The sequence below is a fragment of the Dactylosporangium aurantiacum genome (assembly GCF_000716715.1).
GTDB lineage: Bacteria > Actinomycetota > Actinomycetes > Mycobacteriales > Micromonosporaceae > Dactylosporangium > Dactylosporangium aurantiacum.
In genome coordinates this window covers 1-1,049 of record NZ_JNYJ01000136.1, presented here as the reverse complement: position 1 = coordinate 1,049, position 1,049 = coordinate 1, and the positions used below count along the sequence as shown (strand labels likewise).

Sequence of the window (1,049 nt, the reverse complement as noted above, 5' to 3'; positions counted from 1 at the left end):
GCGCCCTCCTCGACGAACTGCGCGGCCTCGACTGGGCCAGCCGATCCGTCCGCACCCGCGCCCGCAAGGTCGAAACCACCCAACAGGAACTCACCGCCAGCCTGGGCCGCACCCCGACCCAGACGGAGCTCGCCGACGCGCTCGGGGTGGCACCCGAGGAGCTCAAGGCGATCGGCGACGACGTGCAGCGCGCCGTCGTGCTGTCGCTGCAGGGCTTCACCGCCGGTACCGCGGAGGACCTCGTCCCCGAGCGGACCCCGGGCCCGGAGGACCTGATCCTGCACCGGGAGAAGATCGGCTACCTGCACCAGGCCGTCAACGCGCTGCCCGAGCGGCTGCGGCACGTCGTCACCGCGTACTTCTTCCAGGAGCGCCCGATGAACGACATCGCGCGGGAGCTGGGCGTGACCGAGTCCCGGATCAGCCAGCTGCGCTCCGAGGCCCTCGTGCTGCTGCGCGACGGGCTCAACAACCACCTCGACCCGCACCTGATGGCCGCGCCGGAGCGCAACGGCTGCGTCGCCCGCCGGCGGGAGGCGTACTACAGCCAGATCGCCCGCCAGGGCGACCTGAGCGTCCGGCTGGCGCACACCACGGCGCTCGGGATGCCGACCTCGGCACTGCCCGACGCGGCCTGACGGCCAAGGGCCCGGCGCGGCCTGACGGCCAAGGGCCCGGCGCGGCCTTGAGGACAACAACCGGTTAGCAACCAAGCGCGACCGTTTGTGTACCCAACGTGACAGAGGCTGGATCTTGCCGGGGGTTCCCGGCACACGAAGACCCACTCCTGCCACGAAGAGGTTGCCGTGATGAGCACCGCCACCCACATCCACCCGAGCACCACCCCGGGCACCACCACCGCGCGCGAGCGCGAGGACCTCGTCCGCGCGCACCTGCCGCTCGTCGGCCACCTGGTCCGCGAGATGCTCGGCCGGCTGCCCTCCCATGTATCCCGCGAAGACCTCGTCTCCGCCGGCATGGCCGCCCTCGCCCACGCCGCCAAAGGCTTCGACCCCAGCCGGGGCATCCCCTTCGGCAGCTTCGCCACC

General features: G+C 72.2%; 2 protein-coding genes. Both read left to right on the top strand.

All coding sequences use genetic code 11. The features are described from left to right. A partial coding sequence (locus OP18_RS50625) for a sigma-70 family RNA polymerase sigma factor (RefSeq protein ID WP_033367987.1) occupies positions 1 to 638 on the top strand: 638 nt, incomplete at its 5' end. Positions 639 to 809: 171 nt separating this feature from the next. Continuing rightward, on the top strand, positions 810 to 1,049 hold a 240-nt coding region (locus tag OP18_RS50620; protein ID WP_033367984.1), incomplete at its 3' end, for a sigma factor.